Source organism: Streptomyces yerevanensis (assembly GCF_000716805.1).
GTDB classification, from domain to species: domain Bacteria; phylum Actinomycetota; class Actinomycetes; order Streptomycetales; family Streptomycetaceae; genus Streptomyces; species Streptomyces flaveus.
The window spans coordinates 149,018-170,961 of the sequence record NZ_JNWJ01000009.1 but is presented as its reverse complement, the minus strand read 5'-3'; the positions used below and the strand labels follow the sequence as shown (position 1 = coordinate 170,961).

Here is a 21,944-nt window from a genome sequence, read left to right as displayed (position 1 = left end):
GTCATCGCCTCATGGTCGGGAGGCTCGTCTCCAAGTGGTGATCTCGTCGAGTCGGTCCAGCAGTTCGTCCTCGCGGCGGTCGTACTCGTCCTCGTCGATCCGTCCGTCCAGCAGGGCGCGTTCCAGTTCGGTGAGCGCCTGTTGGACGGGGGCCGGGTCGTAGTACTCCGCTTCTGCGGCGTCCCGTACCTGCTCGGCGACCCAGATGGTGGTGCGCAGGGGCGCGAGCGGGAGGGTGAGGATGCCGGTCAGCAGGCCCATGGGTCAGGCCGCGAAACTGTACGGGGGCAAGGGGCCGCGCAGCCGGAAGTCGTAGCCCTCGCCGAAGTCGCGCGCCAGCCGCTGTCCCGCTTCGGTGAACTCGTGGGCCTGGGCGCGTGCGACGAGGAACGACACGTTGAGGAAGTCGTCCTTCGCCGGGGCGCCTTCGACCCTGGCGCGGGCCAGTGAGGACAGCTGCTGGACGACCTGTTCGGCCAGCAGCCGCTGCCGCGCGTCGACCTGCCGGGCCAGCAGCTCGCCGAGGGCCACGCGATCCTCGTGGGTGCCGTTGCCGTCACGGGTGAGCTGGTTGAGACGGCGGGCCTCTTCGGACTCGCTCAGCACCTCGCGCAACAGGTCGTCCTGGGCGCGTGCGGCCTTCAGGTTGAACTCGGTGGTGCCGTGCAGTTCGGCGAGCCTGCGCGTGTATTCCTCGCTCTTCTCCTCCAGCGCTCTTCCGACGGTCGCGCTGTCGGGGGCGAGCATCCCGAACCGCATGGGCAGGACCGCCCCGTCCGCCATCAGCCGCTCCTGCAGCTCCTGGTGGGCGGTGAGGTCACGGCGCTTGGGGCGCAGCTCGGCGGGTGCGGGGCTGACGACGGCGGCGAGCCCGCCGCGGACCACCGCGCTCAGGGAGCCGCCGATGCCGCCGACGGTCCGTAAGCCGTCGAGCCGCAGGGGATGGTCGGAGCTGGTGATGGCGTAGATGTACAGGGGCGAGTCCGGCGCCGGCTCCGAGGCTGCTTGTTCCGCCGGCGACGGGTTCGTCGGGACGTCGCTCACCGCTCCTCCTCCTTCTCCCCCTTCTCCTTGTTGCTCACCGCTTCTTCTCCTCCTCGTCGTCGCCGCCGAAGAGGTCGCCGATCGCATCGACGGCGCCGTCGACGGCTCCGCTGATCGCGCCGCCGGTCGTGCCCCTGGCTCCGCTCTCGACCATGTCGCCGACGATGTCGGTGAGCCGGGCGGGCGCCTTGCGGCCCGCCTCCAGGTCGAGACGGTTGCAGGCCTCGGCGAAGCGCAGATACGTGTCCACGCTGGCGATGACGATGCGTATGTCGATCTTGATCAGCTCGATGCCGACGATCGAGACACGGACGAACACGTCGATGACGAGCCCGCGATCCAGGATGAGTTCGAGAATGTCGTAGAGCCCGGCGGTCCCCGAACCGCTGGAACTGGAGGCGGCAACGGGTTGCGTTCCGCTTGCTTGGGTCATGACGGTCACGGGTTCGGGTTCCCTTCGCTGCGCTCCGTACGGGGCCGTTCCACTGGTACGTACGGGAGCCGCAGCGGCCGTGTTCACGGGCGAGGCCGAAAACCGCCGCCGGAAAGCGGGAGTTGGAGCAGAGGCAGGTCGGGGTCTCAGCGCTCCCGGTCGAGCTGGCCGCGGGCGTAGCGGCGCACCCGTTCGTAGCCGAGGAGTTGGCCCCGCACGTCCAGCGTGACCCGGTAGGTGGCCATGACGGTCATGGTGTCGGGGACCCGTACCAGCTCCACGACCTCCACGTCGGCCGTCCAGCCGTCCTGCGCCGGCCGGAGGGCGGAGACGGAATCCGGGTCGGTGCCGAGCAACTCGGCGAGCTGAACCGCCGCGCCGCGCATGGCCTGAGCGGCTGTCACACGCCCGGAACTCCCTGCCGTGTCGGGGGTCTTCGGTGCGTCGGGGTCGTTCGATTCGGTGCTTGTCATGCCCCTACCGTGCCAAGTCCGCGGCCCGTGTGGGGAGAGGATCAGCCGAAGATCCTGTGCGGGTCGGCTGACCACCAGGAGCCAGAACAGTTCTGAGACGGCCTTCACCCTCGTCGCAAGCGGCGGAGCGCTGACGTCCTGACCTACGATCGCCCGATGACCATCCGCTGGACGTACGCCTTCGTCGACCGTCCCGCCGAGGCCTTCGGCCGGGCCTGTGACTTCTGGACGACGGTCACCAGGACACGCCTGTCGCCGCCCCGGGGCGAGCGGGCCGAGTTCGTGACCCTGCTGCCGCAGGACGGCGCCGACGCCTGCGTGAAGGCACAGGACGTCGCGTCGGGTGGCGGGGGCGCACATCTGGACCTGTGCCCCGAGGACGTTCCCGCGCTGGTGGAGTCGGCGCTGCGGCTGGGGGCGGAGATGGTCTCCGACCACCCGGGCTGGGCCGTACTGCGCTCCCCCGGTGGCCAGTTGTTCTGTGCGGTGCCCTGGCACGGCGAGTCGGCCCGGCCACCGGTGGCCGAGGGCCCCGGCGGCTCGACGAGCCGCCTCGACCAGGTGTGTATCGACCTGGCTCCGCCGGCGTACGACCGTGACGTGGCGTTCTGGCCCGCGCTCACCGGCTGGGACGCGCATCCGGGCTCGCGCCCGGAGTTCCACATCGTCCAGTCCCCCGCCGGCCTCCCCGTACGCATCCTCCTCCAGCGCCTCGACGAGGACCGCCCCACTGCCGCCCACCTCGACCTGTCCTGCTCGGACATCGAGGCGACCCGTGCCTGGCACGAGACGCTGGGCGCCTCGTTCGTGAGCCGTGGCGCCGGGTGGACGGTGATGCGGGATCCGGCGGGCGGCACGTACTGCCTGACGGGCCGGGACCCCGCGACCGGAGGACTGCCCGCCTAGCTCACGCGCGTTCCCAGGGCTCCACCGAGATCACCGCGTCCGCCGGTATCGGCCCGTAGATGTGCGGGAACTCCTCACCGCCCGGCTCCGGGGCCTCGTACTTCAACGGCACGCCGAGCTGTTCGGGGTCGATGACCAGGACCACGAGGTCGTCCGGGCCCTCGTACGAGCCGTACAGGAAGGCGGCGATGCGCGGGAGTTGGGCGCGGGTCGAGCAGTGGATGAAGCCCTCCTCCTGGAGGGTGCGACCGCGCGTCGACATCTCGTACGTGCCGGTCTTGCGGGCCGCGTCCCAGAGGGAGCGTTCGGTGATGTGCAGAAGTTCGGGCATGGGCGACACGCTAAGTGATGTCCCCGAGGCGGGCCGCGCGGGCCCGGAGGTAGCGCTGTTCGGGGAGGCTCAGGGTCTTGGCGGCGGCCGACTCGTAGGCGGCGCGGGCCGCCTCCGGGTCGCCGGCGCGTTCCAGGAGGTGGGCGCGGACCGCGTCGAGGCGATGGCCTGTCGTCAACTCCGGGGCAAGTGCGTCGAGTTCGGTCAGACCGGCCTTCGGTCCGTGGACCATCGCGAGGGCCACGGCACGGTTGAGGCGTTCGACGGGGCTGGGGACGAGGTGGACGAGAACGTCGTAGAGGCCGAGGATCTCGTGCCAGTCGGTGCTGTCGGGTGAGTCCGCCTCGTCGTGGACGGCGGCGATCGCGGCCCTCAACTGGTAGGGCCCCGGGCGGCGTTGGGACAGCGCCCGGGTCACCAGGGCCACGCCCTCCTCGATCGCCGCCTTGTCCCACAGCCCGCGGTCCTGCTCGTCGAGGGGGACCAGTTCACCGTGCGGGCCGGTGCGCGCGGCGCGACGGGCGTCGGTGAGGAGCATCAGGGCCAGCAGGCCGGTCACCTCGCAGTCGCCGGGCAACAGGCGGTGCACCGTACGGGTCAACCGGATGGCCTCGCCCGCGAGTTCGGCCCGCTGGAGGGAGGCTCCGGACGTGGCCGTGTATCCCTCGTTGAAGATCAGGTAGAGGACGTGCAGGACCACGGGCAGCCGCGCCTCCCAGTTCTCGGGGCGGCCGAAACGCGTCCCCTTCACCTTCTGCTTGGCGCGGCTGATCCGCTGCGCCATCGTCGCCTCCGGCACCAGATGCGCGCGGGCGATCTCGGCTGTCGTCAGACCGCCGACGGCCCGCAGCGTGAGCGCGATCTGGGCGGGCGGGGGCAGATCCGGGTGGCAGCAGAGGAAGAGCAGGGTGAGCGTGTCGTCCTCGGAGGGCGCGCGGTCGGGCCCGGGCGGCGGCGCCGTGAAGGCGTCGCGCGGGGTGAGCGCCGCCGCCTTCTCCTCACGCAGCCGCCGCGCCTGCTCACTGCGCAGCGCGTCCGTGAGCCGCCGCGAGGCGACCTTGATCAGCCAGCCGCGCGGATTGTCCGGCACCCCCGACTCGGGCCACTGCCCGGCCGCGGCCAGCAGCGCCTCCTGTACGGCGTCCTCGGCGGCGTCGAAGTGCCCGTACCGGCGTACGAGCGCGCCGAGGACCTGCGGCGCGTGCAGGCGCAGCAGGTCCTCGGTCTCGGTCGTACGTCTCACACGTCTCCCCTGGTCACGCATCGCCTCCACCGTCGAAGAGCGGCCGGATGACGACGGGGTATTCGTTCGCGCCCTCGGGAACGGGGCACTGGATGACGCGCTCGGCGATCTCCGTGACCCGCTCCAGGCTCGCGCACTCCAGGAGCCAGTAACCGGCGATCACTTCCTTGGTCTCGCCGTACGGCCCGTCGGTGATCACGGGCTTGCCGTCCGGGCCCTTGCCGACCAGACGTGTCCGGGCCGGCTCGACGAGCCCCTGGGCGTCGATGAACTCACCGGTCTCGGCGAGGTCGTTGTTGATCGCCCCCATGTGCGCGTACATGGCCTGAATGTCTTCCTTGCTCCAGACCGGGACACCGGCGGTCGGCTTGCCCGCCTGGGCCTCGTAGTCCGCCTGCGTGCCCTGCACCATCACCAGGTACTTCATGAGTCCGCTCCTTCGGCTCGGGCCGCCCGTGGTGGGCGGTTCTCACAGGGGACGTCGGAGCCGGGCCGCGCTTCTCTACACACTCGCGGAAGTTTTTTCAGGCGCGCGGGAAGAGCGTCAGGAGTCCCGCTCCTCGGCCCTGTCGACCGCCGGTCCGGACTCCGCCGTGACGACGGGCTGCGACTCGGCCTCTCCCGCCTCTGCCGCCGCGTACGCCCGGCACTCGGGGTTCTTGCACGGGCCGGGACGCCACAGGGGCACGAACACACCCAGGGTCTTGTGGCGGTGCACGACCTGCTCGACGGGGTGGCCGCAAACGGGACAGACGTACTCATCACTGGCCATGTCTCCAGGGTATTGCGGGACGGGCCAGGCCGACAGATGAGCGACGTGCCCGCGTCAGCGCCTGCGCTGGTACGTGCGGACGAGCACGCCGTTCTTGAAGGTACGCACCGTGTCGAGCGTGAACTCGGTGAGCGCGAAGCCGGAGCCGAACATCGGCATGCCGGAGCCGAGGACCAGCGGATACGTCTTGATGACGAGCTCGTCCACCTCGCCGATCAGCTCGCCGGCGATCTTCGAGCCGCCGCAGAGGTAGATCCCGAACTCGCTGTCCTCCTGCTTGAGTTCGCGGATCTTGCCGACCACGTCGTCCGAGATGATCTCGACGTTCGGGTCGGGCGACTCCTTGAGGGTGCGCGAGGCGACGTACTCCCTCATGTGCGCGTACGGGCTGGTGACATCGATCGCCAGGGCCAGGTCGTAGCTGGCCCGCCCCTGGATGACCGTGTCGAACTTCTTGTTCTCCCGGTCGTCGATGCCGAGCGCACGGCGGACGTGGGTCGGCAGGGCCTCCGGATACTCGTCCCAGAACCACGCCATGTACTCCTCGTCGACGAGCCGCGTGAAGAACTCCGCCTCCCCGCTCGGATCGCCGATGAAGCCGTCGATCGAGCAGGCGATGAAGTAGCTGAGCTTTCGCATGCCGGCCTCTTTCCGTAGGCTGTGTGAACCACTCCATTCATAGTGCTTCACTTGTAGTGGTTGCAACAGAGTTTCTGGTACAAGGACCAAGTGGGAGAGAGGCTTCCGGATGGCGAGGAACCCGGAGCGCAGAGCCGCCCTGGTCGACGCCGGTGTGGAGGTGCTGGCGCGCGAAGGGGCGCGCGGGCTGACGTTCCGCGCGGTGGATGCCGAGGCCGGGGTGCCGGTGGGCACCGCCTCGAACTACTTCACCGGCCGCGACGACCTGCTGCGCCAGATCGACGCACGGCTGCACGAGCGGCTCGCGCCGGATCCAGAGGTCCTGACCGAGTTGATGAAAGCGCCGAAGGACCGCTTGCTGGTCACGGCGTTCATGCACGACCTCATGGCGCGGGCACAGCGCGACCGCACGGGGTATCTCGCACTCCTGGAGATGCGTCTGGAGGCCACGCGGCGCCCCGAACTGCGGGCCTCGTACACGAAGACCATCCGCGGGGACCTCGAGTACGGCATGGAGTTCCACCGCGAGGCCGGCCTACCTGGCGGCGACGAGACCGTGACAGTGCTCTATCTCGCCATGCTCGGCCTGATCCTGGAGCACCTGACCCTGCCGGGGGTACTGGACGGTGTCCTCCCCGGGGTGAGCGTGCCGGACGGCTTGGTGGAACGGATCGTCGCGACGATCGTGCCGGACGCCGAGGACAGGGGAACGTCCGAGGAGCGTTGAGGGTCGGCGTGCCGGGGCGCGCTCCGTCAGGCGTGCGGGGCCGGATCGCGCCACATCGGCCACATGGGCGGACCGTCGGGCAGATCGAGGGTGCGGTCCATGAAGGTGAAGCCGAGGCGTTCGTACAGGGTGCGGCTGCGGGCGCTGCTCGCTTCCAGGTACGCGGGCAGGTGCTCGCGGTCGCAGCGGTCGAGCACGTGCTGGATGAGCGCCGTACCGAGGCCCTCGCCCTGCCGCTCCGGAGACACGGCGATCATCCACAGGTACTCGTGGGCCGTGCCCGCCGGGTGCACCTGGGCCGTCAACTGGGCGATCTGCTCGATCCGTTCGTTGTCCGGATCGACGACCTCACGTATCTGCGCAGGCCCGTCCTCGTCCTCCTCATGAGCCTCCGCGGGCACCGACAGCCACAGCGCACAGGCCGAACCGTCCTCGGTGACATCCACATAGCCCGCTTCGAGCACGATGCCGAGGAAGGCCCCCATCAACAGGGGATGCGTACGGCGACGATCCCCGGCGTCGGGAAAGACCCAGCTGCTCACCGGGTCGTTCTGAAAAGCGTCGTCCAGAAGCCGCGTCACGGCCTCCCGATCGCCTTCCCCGGCTCTGCGAATCGCCACGCCCATGCCCGACACCTCCGCCTCAACCACCCGTCGTCAATTGGCGGTTGCAGCCTATGCGAGCCGCATCGACATCATCACTCGCAGGGGTGACCCGAAAGGGCAGGGTTGGATCTTCGACAAAGAGGGACAACGTAGAACTTGCCGGGCAGGGCCGCCGCCGCCCGGGTTCACGGACATTTCCGGCCGGGAACACCAAGATCGGGCCAGGCGTTGGACCAGCGACGGACGAACGACGAGGAGACAGCAATGGCAGGCTTCCTGGACCGCGCCAAGGAACAAGCACAGCGCGGCCTCACACAGGGCAAGCACAAGATCGACGAAGTGCAGGCGCAGCGAGCGGGCAGCGACCTGCTCAAGAGTCTCGGCGCGGCCTACTACGCCGAGCGGCACGGCACCGGCTCCCCCGACGCGACACAGCGCGCCCTCCAGGCCCTGGAGAGCCACATCGCGACGCACGGCGACGGAGTGCTGCGCTCCTGACGCGACCCGCCCGTACCGCCGGCCAAGGACCACCGGCAAGGACCGCCGATCACCGAGCGCTGATCACCCCTCACCGATCAAGCTGACCGAATCGGCTCGCACGCTGTGCGAACAAGTGGTCCCCGCCGTGGAGTTCCGGGTAAAAGCGGCGGTACGAGGCGGCCGCGATGGGTGGCCGTCGCGCCCCCCATGTAAGGAGGCGGTCATGGCCTCACCCATGTCCGCGGGCAGATTCCTGGAGCGGCTGCGGGACGAAGGTTGCACTGTCGTCGAAGTAGGCGACTGGGAGCATCACAACCGCAATCACAAGGGCCCTTGGGGCCCCGTCCACGGCGTGATGATCCACCACACGGTGACATCGGGCAGCAAGCGGACGGTGGAGATCTGCCGCAAGGGCTACAGCGGCCTGCCGGGCCCGCTGTGCCACGGCGTCATCACCAAGGACGGCCGAGTCCACCTCGTCGGCTACGGCCGCGCCAACCACGCCGGGTACGGCGACGACGACGTACTGCGCGCAGTCATCGCCGAGAGGGGCCTCCCGCGGGACAACGAGGCGAACACCGACGGCAACCGATACTTCTACGGCTTCGAGTGCGAGAACCTCGGCGACGGCGAGGATCCCTGGCCCGCGGCCCAGCTGGAGGCGATCGAGCGGGCCGCGGCGGCGATCTGCCGCCACCACGGCTGGACGGAGCGCTCGGTGATCGGCCACCTCGAATGGCAGCCGGGCAAGGTCGATCCCCGCGGCTTCACCATGGCCTCCATGCGGAAACGCATCCGCGACCGCCTGAAGTGACGTACGAGGCGTAAGGGCACGGGCGTACGACCGTCCGGCGCCGCCGCCCCGGACACCTGTCCGACCACCTGTCCGACAATGGTCACGTGACCAGCCCAGACGACCCGGACGACCCGGTGGCCCCCAAGGCCTCCGACGCCCCCCACGTCCCTCACGTCCCCGAAGCGCTCGACCCCGCCGTCCTGCGGCCGCGACTGCCGTCGCCGCTGCGGGACGTCGCGGACGAGCGCTTCGCGCGTCACGGCGTACGGTTGCTGCTCAAGCGGGACGACCTGATCCACCCGGACCTGGTGGGCAACAAGTGGCGCAAACTGGCCCCGAACCTGCGCGCCGCGGCGGGCCGTACGGTCCTCACCTTCGGCGGTGCGTACTCGAACCACCTGCGCGCCACCGCCGCCGCGGGCCGCCTCCTGGGCCTGCCCACCATCGGCGTGATCCGCGGCCAGGAGCTGGCCGAACGCCCTCTCAATCCCTCCCTCGCCCGGTGCGCGGCCGACGGCATGCGGCTGCGCTTCACCGACAGATCGACCTACCGTCGCAAGAGCGAGCCGGAAACGCTGGCCGCCATCCTCCAGGAGGCCGGCGCCGAGGACGCGTACGTCGTCCCCGAGGGCGGCAGCAACTCCCTTGCCGTACGCGGCTGCCGCGCCCTCGGCGAGGAGCTGCGCGGCCACGCCGACGTCATCGCGCTCGCCTGCGGCACCGGCGGCACACTCGCGGGCCTGGCAGCGGGAATCGGCCCAACTCAGCGCGCCCTGGGCATCCCCGTCCTCAAGGGCGGCTTCCTCGACGCGGACATACGCACCCTCCAGCACCAGGCCTTCGGCGGCCCTCGCGGCGACTGGTCCCTCGACGACCGCTTCCACTGCGGCGGTTACGCCCGCACCACCCCCGAACTCGACGCCTTCGCCACCGACTTCGAGCAGCGCCACGGCCTGCCCGTCGAGCGCCTCTATGTCGCGAAGACGCTGTACGGACTGCTGGCCCTCACGGAGGAAGGGGCCTTCCCGCGCGGGACGACACTCGCGGCCGTGATCACGGGTGCGCCCTTCACTCCGTAACCCGCCACCAAGGCCACCAGGACTCTCACGTCGCCGACTCCCGGTAGGCAGCCGCCTCCTCCAGATCCAGCCGCCGCAGCAGCGTCCGCAGCATCTCGTCGTCGATGAAACGACCGTCGCGCAGCTTCACGAACACCTCCCGCTCGGCGCCGATCATCTCGCGCGCCAGGCGGCGGTACGTGTCGTCCACGGTCTCCCCGGTCACGGGGTTCACCGAGCCGAGCCGCTCCCACACCGCGTTGCGGCGCCGCTCCAGAACCGAGCGGAGGCGCTCTTCGAGCGGGGGCGGCAGGGCGTTGCGCTCGTCTGCGAGGAGTTCGTCCAGGTGCCGCTCGGCGGCTCGGGACGCCTGCGCTTGGGCGTTCGCCTCAGCGAGCGTCTCCGCCTGCACGTCGCGCCCGGGCAGCTTCAGCATCCTGATCAGCGGGGGCAGCGAAAGGCCCTGCACGACCAGCGTCCCGATGACCGTCGTGAAGGTCAGGAACAGGATGAGGTTACGTCCGGGAAAGTCCTCGCCGCCGTGCATCGTCAGCGGGATCGAGAACGCGATGGCGAGCGAGACGACACCCCGCATCCCGGCCCAGCCGACGATGAACGGCCCCTTCCAGCTGGGGTTCTCCTCCCGCTCCCGGATCCGCGGGGACAGCACACGCGGCAGGAACGTCGCGGGATACACCCACACGAAGCGAGCCGCGACGACCACCAGAAAGAGGGCAACCGCGTACCAGGCGGCGCTGACACCCTCGTACTCCCCGAGCCCTCTCAGGACGACGGGCAGTTGCAGGCCGATCAGCGCGAAGACCGCCGACTCCAGGACGAACGCGACCATCTTCCAGACCGCCTCCTCCTGGAGCCGGGTGGCGAAGTCGACCTGCCAGGAGCGGTGCCCGAGATAGAGGGCGACGACGACCACGGCGAGCACTCCGGAGGCGTGCACCTGCTCGGCGACCGCGTACGCGAAGAAGGGGATCAGCAAGGAGAGGGTGTTCTGCAGCAGCGCCTCCTTCAGGTGCGTACGCAGCCAGTGGATCGGCACCATCAGCAGGAGCCCGATCCCGATGCCGCCGACCGCCGCGATCAGGAACTCACCGATGCCGCCCGCCCAGCTCGCGCCCTCCCCGACGGCGGCGGCGAGTGCCACCTTGAAAGCGGTGATCGCGGTCGCGTCGTTCACCAGGGACTCGCCCTGCAGGATCGTGGTGAGCCGCGAGGGCAGCCCGACCCGGCGCGCGACCGCCGTCGCCGCCACCGCGTCCGGCGGCGCCACCACCGCGCCGAGCACCAGGGCCGCGGTGAGCGGCAGGTCCGGCACGATCAGATACGCGGCCCAGCCGACGACGAGCGTCGCGAACAGCACGTACCCCACCGACAGCAGCGCCACGGGCCGTATGGACGCCCGCAGATCGAGATACGAGCTGTCCGTGGCCGCCGTGTACAGCAGCGGGGGCAGCAGCAGCGGCAGCACCACTTCGGGGTCGAGGGTGTACTCGGGCACCCAGGGGACGTACGAGACGGCCAGGCCCACCGTGACGAGCAGCAGGGGCGGTGGGACCGGGGTGCGGCGGGCCACACCGGCGATCGCGGCGCAGCCCGCGATCAGCAGAAGCAGGGGCATCACATGCATCGGTTTCGGCCCGCCTTCGTTCTTGAAATGTTTTCACCGCGCCCGTCGTAACCTGGCCATCATGAAACAGTGCACGCACACCGCCTCGCTGCCGCGTCCGGAACCCGGACCGCTGAGCGAGACCTGCCTCGAGTGCCGTGCCGCGGGCACGCACCCGGTGCAGCTCCGGCTGTGCCTGGACTGCGGTCACGTAGGCTGCTGCGACACATCGCCGATGCGGCACGCGACAGAGCACCACAAGGAGACGGGACATCCGATGATGCGCTCACTAGAGCCCGGTGAGAGCTGGCGATGGTGCTTCATCGACCACGTCATCGTGTGACCCCGGATCCGTGAGATTCGACGGTCCGACGCCTGGGTACGTCAACCCGGCGCGCGCTCTTCCCAATTGGGCCCGCAGACCCCTAGCCACTGTGCGTATAACTATGTTTACTATGAGTGACAACAACGGGGTTGGGGTCCCGGGGACAGAAAACCTGAGAGCGCGGTAGCGTCACCGCTGAACCACGTAGCGCGTTACCCCGAGGGGCGACCCTCGGTCCCCGATAGAGCTTGTACCACCTTGGAGGTGAGGGTGTCCCAGATCGCAGGCGAGCCCGCGACCCAGGACTTCGTGGAAGTCCGGCTGCCGGCTGCGGGTGCCTACCTGTCGGTGCTGCGTACGGCCACGGCCGGCCTCGCGGCGCGTTTGGACTTCACCCTCGACGAGATCGAGGACCTGCGCATCGCGGTCGACGAGGCGTGCGCGATTCTGCTGCAGCAGGCCGTGCCCGGTTCGGTGCTCAGCTGCGTCTTCCGCCTGATCGACGACTCGCTGGAGGTGACGGTCTCGGCCCCGACCACCGACGGCCACGCCCCTTCGCGGGACACGTTCGCCTGGACCGTGCTGTCGGCCCTCGCGGGCAAGGTGTCCTCCTCGGTCGCCGACGACAAGACCGTTTCGATCAGCCTCTACAAACAGCGCGGCGCGGGACCCGGGCCGGCGTGAGGAACGGGGACGGGCCGGTGCGGGACGAAGAGCGCGGCACAAGGGAACTTCCCGCTGAGGGCGTCGGCAGCCCCAGCGGGCCCCGACGCATGGCGTCGGAGGGTGTCGACGGCATCCCCGAGCAGCAGGCCCGGCCGCATCCGGAGGACGACTCCTCGGCGGCCGGGGCCCCTCTGCTCGGGGCTCCAGGGGGATCTCCCGGGACGGAGTCTGGGGGATCGCCCCCGGAAGGGCGGCTGCGGGTGACGGGCGGGACTATGAGCGAGCAGCACGAGCAGCACGAGCGACACTCCGGTAACGGCACCGAGGGCGCCTCGGTCGTACAGCACGTACGGCACGACCACCAGGACCGCAGCGGCGCGCGGGCCAAGTTCATCGAGCTGCGCATGCTGCCGGAGGGCAGCCCGGAGTACGCGGAGCTGCGCAACCAACTGGTCCGGATGCATCTCCCGCTCGTCGAGCATCTCGCGCGCCGCTTCCGCAACCGCGGCGAGCCGCTGGACGACCTCACGCAGGTCGCCACCATCGGCCTGATCAAGTCGGTCGACCGCTTCGACCCGGAGCGCGGCGTCGAGTTCTCCACGTACGCGACACCGACGGTCGTCGGCGAGATCAAGCGACACTTCCGCGACAAGGGCTGGGCGGTGCGCGTCCCGCGCCGGCTCCAGGAACTGCGCCTGTCGCTCACCACGGCCACCGCGGAGCTCTCGCAGCAGCACGGCCGCTCCCCCACCGTGCATGAGCTGGCCGAGAAGCTGGCCATCTCGGAGGAGGAGGTCCTGGAGGGCCTGGAGTCGGCCAACGCGTACTCCACGCTCTCCCTGGACGTCCCCGACACGGACGACGAGTCCCCGGCGGTCGCGGACACACTGGGCTCCGAGGACGAGGCCCTGGAGGGCGTCGAGTACCGCGAGTCCCTGAAGCCGCTCCTGGAGGACCTGCCGCCGCGCGAGAAGCGGATCCTGCTGCTGCGCTTCTTCGCCAACATGACCCAGTCGCAGATCGCCCAGGAGGTCGGCATCTCCCAGATGCACGTCTCACGCCTCCTGGCCAGGACACTGGCCCAGCTGCGGGAGAAGCTGCTCGTCGAGGAGTAGGCACCGGTACGGGCCTGTCCTCGTACAGGCCTGTTCTCGTACGAACCTGAATGCGCCGGTTACTTCTGGTTCTGCACGTTCCCGGGTCCGCGGATCCCAAGGGCCCGGGTCGTCTCCGGGTTCAGCAGGAGCACCAGCGCCGCGACCGCTACGACGGCCAGGGCGATGCCGCCCGGGATGGCCAGACTGTCGGCCTGGAGGAGCGTCCAGGCCACCGGCAGCGCCATGATCTGCGTGATGATCGCGGGACCCCGGCTCCAGCTGCGCTGCTTGAGCAGACCGCGCGCGGCCAGCAACGGCAGCAGCGCGAGCACGACCAGCGTGATCCCGCCCGTGACGGCCTGCTGCCGGTCGTCCGGTTCACCGGCCAGACCCATCACCAGGATGTAGACGCCTGCCGCGACCAGGGCGAGGCCCTCAAGGGCGGCCAGCGCCGCCGCGACGGTCAGCCGTCCGGGGCGGGGGCCTGTCTCGGGTGCGTCCGGGGTGGGGGTCTGCGCAGAGCTCACCCCTGAAGGGTAGCCCTCGGCTCCCTTCCCGCGGCTGCCCGATCCCCCTTCCCGATCCCCCTCGGTATGGGCCGAGTACACCCAGGTAGGTACGCTGCATCGCATGCGTGCACTTCTCGTGGTCAATCCGGCAGCTACTACCACCAGCGCACGCACGCGTGACGTCTTGATCCACGCCCTGGCGAGCGAGATGAAACTCGAGGCGGTCACCACCGAGTACCGCGGGCACGCCCAGGACCTCGGCCGCCAGGCGGCGGAGAGCAAGGACATCGAGCTGGTCGTGGCCCTCGGCGGCGACGGCACGGTCAACGAGGTCGTGAACGGCCTGCTGCACCAGGGCCCCGCCCCCGACCGTCTGCCCCGCCTCGCCGTGGTCCCCGGCGGCTCGACCAACGTCTTCGCCCGCGCCCTGGGTCTGCCCAACGAACCCGTGGAGGCCACCGGCGCCCTGCTCGACGCGCTGCGCGAGAGCCGGGAACGCACGGTCGGCCTCGGTATCGCGGCCGGCACCGCCGGCACGGAGGACGAGGCGGTCCCGTCCCGCTGGTTCACGTTCTGCGCGGGCTTCGGCTTCGACGCGGGCGTCATAGGCCGGGTCGAGCAGCAGCGCGAGCGCGGCAAGCGCTCCACGCACGCTCTTTATCTGCGCCAGGCGGTACGCCAGTTCCTGGACGAGCCCCATCGCCGGCACGGCATGATCACCCTGGAGCGGGCCGGTGAGGATCCTGTGTCCGATCTGGTGATGTCCATTGTCTGTAACACCTCTCCGTGGACGTATCTCGGCAATCGCCCGGTGTATGCGTCACCTAAGGCCTCGTTCGAAACTGGCCTGGACGTACTGGGTCTCAGCCGGATGTCCACGCCGGCGGTCGCCCGATATGCCACGCAGTTGCTCACTTCGTCCCCCGAGAAGGGCCCCCATGGCAAGCACGCCCTCTCCCTGCACGATCTGACGGACTTCACCTTGCATTCGAAGGTGCCACTCCCCCTTCAGATGGACGGCGACCATCTGGGACTGCGTACGAGCGTGACGTTCACAGGCGTTCGCCGTGCACTGCGTGTGATTGTGTGAGCAGAAGGGGCTAAAGTCCTTTCACTCGAACGTTTAGGCCAGGATCCACCCCATGGAAGTACGGCTGTGACCTAGTCGACACCGAGGAATCAAAAAAAACTTTCCAGAAGGGGTTGTATCCGCCGCTGAGGTTTGCGAGTCTCTACGTGGCGCTCGGGGCGGCCCGCAGAATCGGCCCCACAGAGAGCCAGAACCCCTCCTCACATCAAGGACGACGCCAGTCCATCTGGTAGTCGACCCTTCACTTGTTGAGGGATTCGTGAAAGCGTTCACATTCACAAGCAACCTGTATGTAATACCAAGGAGAGGTAGCAGCCATGGACTGGCGTCACAACGCCGTTTGCCGCGAGGAAGACCCCGAGCTCTTCTTCCCCATCGGCAACACCGGTCCTGCGCTGCTGCAGATCGAGGAAGCCAAGGCCGTCTGCCGCCGCTGCCCCGTCATGGAGCAGTGCCTGCAGTGGGCGCTCGAGTCCGGCCAGGACTCCGGCGTCTGGGGTGGTCTCAGCGAGGACGAGCGCCGCGCCATGAAGCGCCGCGCCGCCCGCAACCGGGCCCGTCAGGCCTCCGCCTGACAACCCACCCCGCAACAGCCTGAGCTTGGCGGCGCGTACGGCGAGTACGCATCTCCCGCCCCCGAGCCGCAGCGCGCAGTACCCCGCCGATGCGCAAGCGCATAGCACACGAGCACTGGCCCCGGATCACTCAGTGATCCGGGGCTCATTGCTGTGTGTGACCACTGGTGTGACTTCTGCGTCCTACCTCCTGCGTCCGCGTGCGTTACTTGCGCACCCGCACCGGGATGTCCAGGATCACCTGCGTACCGCGCTCGGGTGCCGGGACCATGTCGAACGTACCGCCCAACTCGCCCTCCACCAGGGTCCGTACGATCTGCAGGCCGAGATTGCCCGAGCGCTGCGGGTCGAAGCCCTGCGGGAGGCCGATGCCGTCGTCCTGGACGGTGACCAGGAGCCGGGTCTCCGCGGTGGTGCCGCCGCGGACCGCCGAGACCTCGACGGTGCCGCGGTCGCCCTCGCGGAAACCGTGCTCGAGCGCGTTCTGCAGAATTTCCGTGAGGACCATGGAGAGCGGGGTGGCGACCTCGGCGTCGAGGATGCCGAAGCGGCCGGTGCGCCGGCCCGTGACCTTGCCCGGCGAGATCTCGGCCACCATGGCGAGTACACGGTCGGCGATCTCGTCGAACTCGACGCGCTCGTCCAGGTTCTGAGAGAGCGTCTCGTGCACGATCGCGATCGAGCCGACACGGCGTACGGCCTCTTCGAGGGCTTCGCGGCCCGTGTCGGAGTCGATACGGCGGGCCTGGAGCCGCAGCAGGGCCGCGACCGTCTGGAGGTTGTTCTTCACCCGATGGTGGATCTCCCGGATGGTCGCGTCCTTCGTGATCAACTCGCGCTCGCGGCGCCGGAGTTCGGTGACATCCCGCAGGAGTACGAGGGAACCGACCCGCGTGCCCTTGGGTTTGAGCGGAATCGCGCGGAGCTGGATCACGCCGTCGTCGCTCTCGATCTCGAACTCGCGGGGCGCCCAGCCGCTGGCGACCTTGGCCAGCGCCTCGTCCACCGGACCCCGGGACGGGGCGAGTTCGGAGGTGGTTCTGCCGAGGTGGTGGCCGACGAGGTCGGAGGCGAGGCCCAGGCGGTGGTACGCGGACAGCGCGTTCGGCGACGCGTACTGGACGACGCCGTCCGCGTCCAGCCGGATCAGGCCGTCGCCCACCCGGGGCGAGGCGTCCATGTCGACCTGCTGGTTCGGGAACGGGAAGGAGCCCGCCGCGATCATCTGCGCGAGGTCGGAAGCGCTCTGGAGATAGGTCAGTTCGAGGCGTGAAGGGGTGCGCACGGTGAGCAGGTTGGTGTTGCGGGCGATGACGCCCAGGACGCGGCCCTCCCTGCTCACGGGGATGGACTCGACCCGTACGGGAACCTCCTCACGCCACTCCGGGTCGCCCTCACGCACGATCCGGCTCTCGTCCAGGGCGATGTCCAGCATGGGGCGACGGCCGCGGGGGACGAGGTGGCCGACCATGTCGTCCTGGTACGAGGTGGGGCCGGTGTTGGGCCGCATCTGGGCCACGGAGACATAGCGGGTGCCGTCGCGCGTGGGGACCCACAGGACGAGGTCGGCGAAGGAGAGGTCGGAGAGAAGCTGCCACTCCGAGACCAGCAGGTGGAGCCACTCGAGATCGGAATCACCGAGGGCGGTGTGCTGGCGGACGAGGTCGTTCATGGAGGGCACGTGTGCGAGCGTACCTGGGCACTCGGACATGGCCCGAAAACATGGCTCGGCGAGCAAACGGCTGGGGGTCCGGGGGTCGTCCCCCGGAATGATGCGGCACCCGCGGGCCGCGGCGCCTGAGAGGGACCCTCAACCCTCCCGGCACCGCAGCCCGGAGCAGCAACGGCCGTGGGGTGTGCGGTCCCGGTCGGCCGAAGGATGAGGAGCCGGTGCAGTCAGGGCAGAGAGCCCCGGTTCCTCGGTCCGCCTTCCTGTGCGGGGAAGGCGGAGGCTTGGTCGGTCAGACTGCTTGATCGTTCCGTTGCGCTTTCAAGCTTGTCTCCGCAATTGTGGACTAGACCACTCCACCGTGTCCATGCGTTGACGGATGTTTGTTGTTGTCTATTTATCCAACAACCTCGCGCTCAGTATCCACCACGCACCCTAACCCCGGACGGTTCAGAAGCGGGAGCAGATCGCAGTTCTGCTAGATTGGTCTAAACCACAGATGTCGTTGAGTTCGTTGAGTCCCCCTCCTTCAGAACGGCAGGCCCAGCGTGGAAGTTGTCATCGTTCCGGACGCCGCGGCAGGTGGCGAGCTCATCGCCGAGGCCATGGCGGCGCTGCTCCGGCGCAAGCCCGACGCCCTGCTCGGCGTGGCGACCGGCTCGACTCCGCTGCCCGTTTACGAGGCGTTGGCGGCGAAGGTGAGCGCCGGAGCCGTGGATGTCTCGCGGGCCCGGATCGCGCAGCTCGACGAGTACGTGGGGCTGCCGGCCGAGCATCCCGAGTCGTACCGTTCCGTGCTGCGGCGTCAGGTGCTGGAGCCGCTGGGGCTGGCAGCCGGGGCGTTCATGGGGCCGGACGGGGCGGCTTCGGATGTGCAGGGAGCGTGCGAGGCGTATGACAAGGCGCTCACGGAGGCCGGCGGGGTCGATCTCCAGTTGCTCGGCATAGGGACCGACGGGCACATCGGGTTCAACGAGCCCTGCTCGTCACTCGCCTCGCGTACGCGGATCAAGACGCTGACCGAGCAGACCAGGGTCGACAACGCGCGGTTCTTCGACGGGGACATCAAGCAGGTTCCGCATCACGTCATCACTCAGGGGATCGGGACGATTCTTCAGGCGCGGCATCTGGTGCTGCTCGCCACGGGCGAGGGCAAGGCGGATGCCGTCGCGGCGACGGTCGAGGGGCCCGTGGCCGCGGTGTGTCCCGCCTCGGCGCTCCAGTTGCATCCGCATGCCACGGTCGTCGTGGACGAGGCGGCGGCTTCCGAGCTGAAGCACGCCGACTACTTCCGGCACACGTACGCCAACAAGCCGGACTGGCAGGGCATTTAGGGTTCGCCTCCGGGCGTACGAAGGTGCCGGGCCCCTTCCGTGGGGCCCGGCACCTTGTTTGTCGCTTGCCTCGCTCGGGTGGGCGTGGCCGTCGGCTCACGCCCCGGCGATGACCTCCGCCGCCGCCAGACCGCAGACACGGGCCGCCCCGTGCGTGGCGATGTGCAGCGCGCCTCGCGGCGGGGACTGGGGTACGCCCATCTCGACCACGATCGTGTCGGGTCGGGCGGCGAGGAGGGTGTCGATGGCTTCGTGCATCCAGGCGTGGCGGTGGGCATCGCGGACCACGGCGACGATACGGCGGGAGCCGGCGGACTCCAGCGCCTCGGCCGCGGACCGCTCCCCCGCGAAACTTCCCGTCTCCGTGCCGGGGAACAGGCGGCGGAGTTCGGCGGCGATGCCCCACGGAGTCTCGTCGCCGACGGCGATGTTGGCGACGGGGGTGAACGCGGCGACGTACGGAGCCTCGGTGACCGGAGCGAAGCGCTCCGCACGCGTCACCGTCAGCGCCCGCCGAGCCGCGACCAGGCCCACCGGCGAAGCCCCGCCCCGCCCTGGTCCGCCCCCCGGCGCACCCCCGGCCGCTCCCGAGGTCCAGGAAGCCAGCGCCCGCACCCGGGAGGCGGCATCCGCCAGTCGCTCCTCTGACAGCTGCCCCTCGCGCACCGCCGAGACCAGCGCGTCCCGCAGGCGCAGCACCGTCGCGTCGTCCGCGAGCCCTCCGCCCACGCAGATGGCGTCGGCGCCCGCGGCAATCGCGAGGACACTGCCCCGTTCGATGCCGTACGTGCCGGAGATGGCCTGCATTTCCATGCCGTCGGTGACGATCAGACCGTTGTAGCCCAGCTCCTCGCGCAGCAGCCCGGTCAGGATGCGGCGCGAGAGGGTCGCGGGGAGATCCGGGTCCAGGACCGGAACCAGGATGTGCGCGGTCATCACCGCGCGCGTCCCCGCCTCGATGGCCGCGCGGAACGGGACCAGCTCGCGGGAGTGCAGGACCGACAACTCCGCGTCGATGCGCGGCAGCGCGTGGTGCGAGTCGACCGCCGTGTCGCCGTGGCCCGGGAAGTGCTTGGTGCAGGCGGCGACTCCGGCGGACTGGAGGCCGGAGACGTACGCGGCCGTGTGCCGGGCGACCAGGGAGGCGTCGGCGCCGAAGGAACGTACGCCGATGACGGGGTTGCCGGGGTTGGAGTTGATGTCGGCGGAGGGCGCCCAGTTGAGGTTCACGCCGCACTCGGCGAGGCGGCGGCCGAGTTCGAAGGCCACCTCCTCGGTCAGCGAGGCGTCGTCCACCGCGCCCAGCGCGTGGTTCCCGGGGAACGACGACCCCGTACGCACCTCCAGGCGTGTGACATCACCGCCCTCCTCGTCGATGGCGACCAGGACGTCGTCGCGCTCCGCGCGCAACTGGGCGGTCAGGGAAGCGAGTTGGATGGAAGAGGCGATGTTCCGGCCGAAGAGGCCGACGGAGGCCAAGCCCTCCCCGAGCCGCCGCAGCAGCCAGTCGGGGGCCGTCTTGCCCGTGAAACCGGGCTGGAGGACCGTCAGGGCGTTGCGCGTCAAGGTGGACGCACCAGTGGTGAGTGTCGTCATCGGGTAGCGTTATCCCTTCACGGCGCCCGCGGTGAGGCCCGCGGCCATCTTGCGCTGGACGAGGAGGAAGAGGACGACGATCGGCACGGCCATCATCGTGGAACCGGCCATCATCGGGGCGTACTCGGTGCCGTGTTTGGTGGTGAAGTTGCCGAGCCAGACGGTCGCGGTCTGGTTCTGCTGGCTCATCAGCATCAGGGCGTACAGGTACTCGTTCCACGCCTGGATGAAGCCGTAGACCGAGGTCGCCACCATGCCAGGGGCCAGCAGCGGGAAGACCACCCGGACGAAGGCGCCGGTGCGCGAGCAACCGTCGACCATCGCCGCCTCCTCGAGTTCCCGCGGGATGTTGACGATGAAGCCGCGCAGCGTCCACACCGTGAAGGGGAGGATGAAGGTCAGGTACGTGATGATCAGGCCCGTCAACTTGTCGTACTGACCGAGGTCGTTGAGGAGCAGGAAAACCGGGATGATCATGGCGACCAGCGGGACCATCTGGACCGCCAGGATGCCCACGATCACGACCTTCCGGCCACGGAACGCGAAGCGGGAGATGGCGAGGGCGGCCAGCATGCCGACCACGATGCCGATCACCACCACCGTCAGGGACACGACGAGGCTGCGGCCGACCGGGCCCCAGAAGTCCGCGATGTCCAGCGCACGGCTGAAGTTCGAGAAAGTGATCGCCGTGGGCAGCAGGCTCGGATCCGGGTCGATCGCGTCCTTCGCCGGCTTGAACGCCGTGTTCAGCATCCAGTAGACGGGGAAGCCGGCCGTCACGAAGACGAACAGGCCGAGCAGGTTCCAGCCCAGCTTGGACTTCCTCGGACGCCGGGGAGCCACGGTGGTCGCGCTCATACTGCTCATTCGACGTCTCCGATCTTCAGCATCTGACGCATGTAGACGGCCACCACACCCAAGAGCAACAGCACGGTGATCAGGGCGATCGCCGAGCCCTGGGCGTAGTCGTTGACCACGAACGCCCTGTCGTACGAGTACGTGGTGAGCAGCTGGAACTCGGCCTCGGGATGGCCGCCACGCATCACGAAGACCTGCGGGAAGACGCCCATGTCCCAGATGACGGAAAGCGTCGTGAGCATCACGATGATCGGCTTGAGGATCGGGAGCGTGACGTACCGGAAGACGCCCCACCCTCCCGCGCCGTCCAACCGGGCCGCCTCCTCCATCTCCTTGGGCACCTGAGTGAGCCCGGCGCTGAGCGTGATGACCACGAACGGCACCGCGCCCCAGACCACCAGCAGCATGATCACGGCCAGGCCCTGCGGTCCGCTCGCGAACCAGTTGTGGCCGATCATGTCGACGCCCGGGAGCTTGCTGAGTACCGCGTTGAAGACGCCGTAGTCGGAGTCGAAGAGCCACTTGAAGACGGTGGTGGCCACGATGATGGGCATGCCCCAACTCGCCACCAGGGCGATGTTGATGAGGGTCTTCACCCAGCCGGAGACCCGCTGCAGCAGCAGCGCGATCAGCATGCCGATGACCATCGTGAAGACGACCGCGCCGCCCGCGAAGACGATGGTGCGGACGACGACGGCCCAGAACTCGCCGTCCCCGAGGACCTTGGTGAAGTTGTCGAAGCCGACGGACTCCGCGGGCTGGAAGCCCCAGAGCTGGGACTGCCCGAACTTCTGGAAGGAGAGGGTGACCAGGCGGACGAGCGGATAGCCGAGGACGAGCACGAGGACCAGCAGGCAGGGCGCGAGCAGCGCCCAGGGCACGGCTGTCCCGCCCGAGGTCCGCTTCCTTCGCGGCGGCTCCGCACGAGCCGGTGGTGGCGGTGCCGGCCGCGCGGGCGGCACCTTGGGGGAGGTGGTGGTGTCTGCGGCACTCATCGCGTGCTCCTCAGCGGTCCCTCAGGTCGTACGGGAAAGCCCCGAAGCGGGGAGCACTCAAGGAAGAGCCGATCCCCGAAGTCGTACGAGAAGCAGGGC

At 69.3% G+C, this 21,944-nt stretch carries 27 protein-coding genes; 11 read left to right on the top strand and 16 right to left on the bottom strand.

All coding sequences use genetic code 11. The features are described 5' to 3' along the window. Positions 1 to 9: 9 nt before the first annotated feature. The 4 genes from OP79_RS11890 to OP79_RS11875 all read right to left on the bottom strand — a co-directional run bounded on the left by OP79_RS11890 (position 10) and on the right by OP79_RS11875 (position 1,950). Complete coding sequence (locus OP79_RS11890) at positions 10 to 261, bottom strand: gas vesicle protein GvpG (protein WP_033320070.1); 252 nt, start codon at positions 259 to 261, stop codon at positions 10 to 12. A gap of 3 nt (positions 262 to 264) precedes the next feature. Then, entirely contained in the window at positions 265 to 1,044 is a 780-nt protein-coding gene (locus tag OP79_RS11885; protein WP_078491741.1) for a GvpL/GvpF family gas vesicle protein, read from the bottom strand. 34 nt (positions 1,045 to 1,078) lie between these two features. Further along, positions 1,079 to 1,486, bottom strand: coding sequence for a gas vesicle protein GvpJ (gene gvpJ / locus OP79_RS11880; RefSeq protein WP_033320069.1), 408 nt, complete (start codon positions 1,484 to 1,486; stop codon positions 1,079 to 1,081). A 137-nt stretch (positions 1,487 to 1,623) separates the two neighbouring features. Then, entirely contained in the window at positions 1,624 to 1,950 is a 327-nt protein-coding gene (locus tag OP79_RS11875; RefSeq protein WP_033320068.1) for a gas vesicle protein GvpO, read from the bottom strand. Positions 1,951 to 2,106: 156 nt separating this feature from the next. On the opposite strand from OP79_RS11875, the gene OP79_RS11870 reads away from it, so the two are divergent. Beyond that, a complete protein-coding gene (locus tag OP79_RS11870) occupies positions 2,107 to 2,856 on the top strand; it encodes a VOC family protein (RefSeq protein ID WP_033320067.1) in 750 nt (249 codons plus the stop codon). Between the two features lies 1 nt (position 2,857). Here the strand turns inward: OP79_RS11870 and OP79_RS11865 are convergent, their stop codons facing one another. From OP79_RS11865 to OP79_RS11845, 5 genes are all read right to left on the bottom strand, one after another. Beyond that, entirely contained in the window at positions 2,858 to 3,187 is a 330-nt protein-coding gene (locus OP79_RS11865) for a DUF952 domain-containing protein (protein WP_033320139.1), read from the bottom strand. A gap of 10 nt (positions 3,188 to 3,197) precedes the next feature. After that, positions 3,198 to 4,430, bottom strand: coding sequence for an RNA polymerase sigma factor (locus OP79_RS11860; RefSeq protein ID WP_033320138.1), 1,233 nt, complete (start codon positions 4,428 to 4,430; stop codon positions 3,198 to 3,200). Positions 4,431 to 4,443: 13 nt separating this feature from the next. Continuing rightward, a complete protein-coding gene (locus OP79_RS11855; RefSeq protein ID WP_033320066.1) occupies positions 4,444 to 4,857 on the bottom strand; it encodes a YciI family protein in 414 nt (137 codons plus the stop codon). A 117-nt stretch (positions 4,858 to 4,974) separates the two neighbouring features. Continuing rightward, complete coding sequence (locus tag OP79_RS11850; protein ID WP_033320065.1) at positions 4,975 to 5,202, bottom strand: hypothetical protein; 228 nt, start codon at positions 5,200 to 5,202, stop codon at positions 4,975 to 4,977. A gap of 54 nt (positions 5,203 to 5,256) precedes the next feature. Beyond that, complete coding sequence (locus OP79_RS11845; RefSeq protein ID WP_033320064.1) at positions 5,257 to 5,841, bottom strand: dihydrofolate reductase family protein; 585 nt, start codon at positions 5,839 to 5,841, stop codon at positions 5,257 to 5,259. A gap of 109 nt (positions 5,842 to 5,950) precedes the next feature. Here OP79_RS11845 and OP79_RS11840 point away from each other — a divergent pair, with 109 nt between their 5' ends. After that, positions 5,951 to 6,568, top strand: a complete 618-nt coding sequence (locus OP79_RS11840; RefSeq protein WP_033320063.1) for a TetR/AcrR family transcriptional regulator — start codon at positions 5,951 to 5,953, stop codon at positions 6,566 to 6,568. A gap of 26 nt (positions 6,569 to 6,594) precedes the next feature. On the opposite strand, the gene OP79_RS11835 is transcribed toward OP79_RS11840, so the two are convergent. Then, positions 6,595 to 7,194, bottom strand: coding sequence for a GNAT family N-acetyltransferase (locus OP79_RS11835; protein ID WP_033320062.1), 600 nt, complete (start codon positions 7,192 to 7,194; stop codon positions 6,595 to 6,597). Positions 7,195 to 7,437: 243 nt separating this feature from the next. Between OP79_RS11835 and OP79_RS11830 the strand changes: the two genes are divergently transcribed. From OP79_RS11830 to OP79_RS11820, 3 genes are all read left to right on the top strand, one after another. Next, positions 7,438 to 7,671 carry a hypothetical protein gene (locus OP79_RS11830; protein ID WP_033320061.1) on the top strand — a complete coding sequence of 78 codons (234 nt, stop codon included), beginning with the start codon at positions 7,438 to 7,440 and terminating at the stop codon, positions 7,669 to 7,671. 205 nt (positions 7,672 to 7,876) lie between these two features. Then, positions 7,877 to 8,467, top strand: coding sequence for an N-acetylmuramoyl-L-alanine amidase (locus OP79_RS11825; protein ID WP_033320060.1), 591 nt, complete (start codon positions 7,877 to 7,879; stop codon positions 8,465 to 8,467). Positions 8,468 to 8,583: 116 nt separating this feature from the next. Continuing rightward, positions 8,584 to 9,528 carry a 1-aminocyclopropane-1-carboxylate deaminase/D-cysteine desulfhydrase gene (locus OP79_RS11820; RefSeq protein ID WP_051744591.1) on the top strand — a complete coding sequence of 315 codons (945 nt, stop codon included), beginning with the start codon at positions 8,584 to 8,586 and terminating at the stop codon, positions 9,526 to 9,528. Positions 9,529 to 9,553: 25 nt separating this feature from the next. Here the strand turns inward: OP79_RS11820 and OP79_RS11815 are convergent, their stop codons facing one another. After that, entirely contained in the window at positions 9,554 to 11,152 is a 1,599-nt protein-coding gene (locus OP79_RS11815) for a Na+/H+ antiporter (RefSeq protein ID WP_033320059.1), read from the bottom strand. A gap of 61 nt (positions 11,153 to 11,213) precedes the next feature. Here OP79_RS11815 and OP79_RS11810 point away from each other — a divergent pair, with 61 nt between their 5' ends. The 3 genes from OP79_RS11810 to OP79_RS11800 all read left to right on the top strand — a co-directional run bounded on the left by OP79_RS11810 (position 11,214) and on the right by OP79_RS11800 (position 13,237). Further along, complete coding sequence (locus OP79_RS11810; protein ID WP_033320058.1) at positions 11,214 to 11,474, top strand: UBP-type zinc finger domain-containing protein; 261 nt, start codon at positions 11,214 to 11,216, stop codon at positions 11,472 to 11,474. A gap of 252 nt (positions 11,475 to 11,726) precedes the next feature. Continuing rightward, the gene (locus OP79_RS11805) at positions 11,727 to 12,140 is read left to right on the top strand and encodes an ATP-binding protein (protein ID WP_033320057.1); all 414 of its coding nucleotides are present in this window, start codon (positions 11,727 to 11,729) and stop codon (positions 12,138 to 12,140) included. Beyond that, on the top strand, positions 12,137 to 13,237 hold the full coding sequence (locus OP79_RS11800; RefSeq protein WP_078491740.1) for an RNA polymerase sigma factor SigF: 1,101 nt from the start codon (positions 12,137 to 12,139) through the stop codon (positions 13,235 to 13,237). Before OP79_RS11805 ends, OP79_RS11800 begins: the two co-directional genes overlap by 4 nt. A gap of 59 nt (positions 13,238 to 13,296) precedes the next feature. On the opposite strand, the gene OP79_RS11795 is transcribed toward OP79_RS11800, so the two are convergent. Next, positions 13,297 to 13,746 (bottom strand): hypothetical protein, encoded by a 450-nt coding sequence (locus tag OP79_RS11795; RefSeq protein ID WP_033320055.1) that lies wholly within the window; start codon positions 13,744 to 13,746, stop codon positions 13,297 to 13,299. A gap of 103 nt (positions 13,747 to 13,849) precedes the next feature. Here OP79_RS11795 and OP79_RS11790 point away from each other — a divergent pair, with 103 nt between their 5' ends. Together OP79_RS11790 and OP79_RS11785 are read left to right on the top strand one after the other, a co-directional pair. Next, complete coding sequence (locus OP79_RS11790; RefSeq protein ID WP_033320054.1) at positions 13,850 to 14,818, top strand: diacylglycerol/lipid kinase family protein; 969 nt, start codon at positions 13,850 to 13,852, stop codon at positions 14,816 to 14,818. A gap of 317 nt (positions 14,819 to 15,135) precedes the next feature. After that, positions 15,136 to 15,393, top strand: a complete 258-nt coding sequence (locus OP79_RS11785) for a WhiB family transcriptional regulator (protein ID WP_016639615.1) — start codon at positions 15,136 to 15,138, stop codon at positions 15,391 to 15,393. Between the two features lie 205 nt (positions 15,394 to 15,598). On the opposite strand, the gene OP79_RS11780 is transcribed toward OP79_RS11785, so the two are convergent. Then, positions 15,599 to 17,065 (bottom strand): sensor histidine kinase, encoded by a 1,467-nt coding sequence (locus tag OP79_RS11780; RefSeq protein ID WP_033320136.1) that lies wholly within the window; start codon positions 17,063 to 17,065, stop codon positions 15,599 to 15,601. A 545-nt stretch (positions 17,066 to 17,610) separates the two neighbouring features. On the opposite strand from OP79_RS11780, the gene nagB reads away from it, so the two are divergent. After that, entirely contained in the window at positions 17,611 to 18,396 is a 786-nt protein-coding gene (nagB, locus tag OP79_RS11775; RefSeq protein WP_033320053.1) for a glucosamine-6-phosphate deaminase, read from the top strand. 96 nt (positions 18,397 to 18,492) lie between these two features. Here nagB and OP79_RS11770 read toward each other — a convergent pair whose 3' ends face one another. From OP79_RS11770 to OP79_RS11760, 3 genes are read right to left on the bottom strand one after another with little or no spacing between them, the layout of a single operon-like run. Beyond that, positions 18,493 to 19,992, bottom strand: coding sequence for a glycoside hydrolase family 3 protein (locus OP79_RS11770; RefSeq protein ID WP_033320052.1), 1,500 nt, complete (start codon positions 19,990 to 19,992; stop codon positions 18,493 to 18,495). 9 nt (positions 19,993 to 20,001) lie between these two features. Then, complete coding sequence (locus OP79_RS11765) at positions 20,002 to 20,850, bottom strand: carbohydrate ABC transporter permease (RefSeq protein WP_033320051.1); 849 nt, start codon at positions 20,848 to 20,850, stop codon at positions 20,002 to 20,004. 5 nt (positions 20,851 to 20,855) lie between these two features. After that, entirely contained in the window at positions 20,856 to 21,845 is a 990-nt protein-coding gene (locus tag OP79_RS11760) for a carbohydrate ABC transporter permease (RefSeq protein WP_033320050.1), read from the bottom strand. Positions 21,846 to 21,944 lie beyond the last annotated feature (99 nt).

Bases quoted from the DNA above. Each gene is read 5' to 3' on its own strand.
- OP79_RS11890 (WP_033320070.1), bottom strand. From the start codon at position 261: ATGGGCCTGCTGACCGGCATCCTCACCCTCCCGCTCGCGCCCCTGCGC.
- OP79_RS11875 (WP_033320068.1), bottom strand. From the start codon at position 1,950: ATGACAAGCACCGAATCGAACGACCCCGACGCACCGAAGACCCCCGAC.
- OP79_RS11870 (WP_033320067.1), top strand. From the start codon at position 2,107: ATGACCATCCGCTGGACGTACGCCTTCGTCGACCGTCCCGCCGAGGCC.
- OP79_RS11865 (WP_033320139.1), bottom strand. From the start codon at position 3,187: ATGCCCGAACTTCTGCACATCACCGAACGCTCCCTCTGGGACGCGGCC.
- OP79_RS11855 (WP_033320066.1), bottom strand. From the start codon at position 4,857: ATGAAGTACCTGGTGATGGTGCAGGGCACGCAGGCGGACTACGAGGCC.
- OP79_RS11850 (WP_033320065.1), bottom strand. From the start codon at position 5,202: ATGGCCAGTGATGAGTACGTCTGTCCCGTTTGCGGCCACCCCGTCGAG.
- OP79_RS11845 (WP_033320064.1), bottom strand. From the start codon at position 5,841: ATGCGAAAGCTCAGCTACTTCATCGCCTGCTCGATCGACGGCTTCATC.
- OP79_RS11840 (WP_033320063.1), top strand. From the start codon at position 5,951: ATGGCGAGGAACCCGGAGCGCAGAGCCGCCCTGGTCGACGCCGGTGTG.
- OP79_RS11835 (WP_033320062.1), bottom strand. From the start codon at position 7,194: ATGGGCGTGGCGATTCGCAGAGCCGGGGAAGGCGATCGGGAGGCCGTG.
- OP79_RS11830 (WP_033320061.1), top strand. From the start codon at position 7,438: ATGGCAGGCTTCCTGGACCGCGCCAAGGAACAAGCACAGCGCGGCCTC.
- OP79_RS11825 (WP_033320060.1), top strand. From the start codon at position 7,877: ATGGCCTCACCCATGTCCGCGGGCAGATTCCTGGAGCGGCTGCGGGAC.
- OP79_RS11815 (WP_033320059.1), bottom strand. From the start codon at position 11,152: ATGCATGTGATGCCCCTGCTTCTGCTGATCGCGGGCTGCGCCGCGATC.
- OP79_RS11810 (WP_033320058.1), top strand. From the start codon at position 11,214: ATGAAACAGTGCACGCACACCGCCTCGCTGCCGCGTCCGGAACCCGGA.
- OP79_RS11790 (WP_033320054.1), top strand. From the start codon at position 13,850: ATGCGTGCACTTCTCGTGGTCAATCCGGCAGCTACTACCACCAGCGCA.
- OP79_RS11785 (WP_016639615.1), top strand. From the start codon at position 15,136: ATGGACTGGCGTCACAACGCCGTTTGCCGCGAGGAAGACCCCGAGCTC.
- OP79_RS11780 (WP_033320136.1), bottom strand. From the start codon at position 17,065: ATGAACGACCTCGTCCGCCAGCACACCGCCCTCGGTGATTCCGATCTC.
- OP79_RS11770 (WP_033320052.1), bottom strand. From the start codon at position 19,992: ATGACGACACTCACCACTGGTGCGTCCACCTTGACGCGCAACGCCCTG.
- OP79_RS11765 (WP_033320051.1), bottom strand. From the start codon at position 20,850: ATGAGCGCGACCACCGTGGCTCCCCGGCGTCCGAGGAAGTCCAAGCTG.
- OP79_RS11760 (WP_033320050.1), bottom strand. From the start codon at position 21,845: ATGAGTGCCGCAGACACCACCACCTCCCCCAAGGTGCCGCCCGCGCGG.